Raw genomic sequence first — 211 nt, 5'->3', positions numbered from 1 at the left:
GGGTGCACCACGTTGCGGCAGCGGCAGTTGCTGGCTGCCACGTCCGCGGCGGAGGAGCTGGGCTGCCTGCTCGGTCTGCCCGAACAGCAGGCCCGCGCCCGGTTGGACCAGGCTGCGGACCTGCACCGGTTGTTCCCCGCCACGCTGGCGGCGATGGGCGCCGGGGAGCTGGACCGGGAGCAGGCCGCGGTCATTGTCGTCCAGGGCCGGT

The 211-nt window shown here is 74.4% G+C and carries 1 pseudogene; it reads left to right on the top strand.

What is annotated here, in order from left to right:
- Positions 1 to 211 (top strand): annotated as a pseudogene (locus AC5RWT_RS38260) (hypothetical protein); the annotation flags it as partial.

The sequence above is a fragment of the Arthrobacter sp. Dra40 genome, from assembly GCF_059091905.1.
This window is presented reverse-complemented; position numbering and strand designations above follow the sequence as displayed.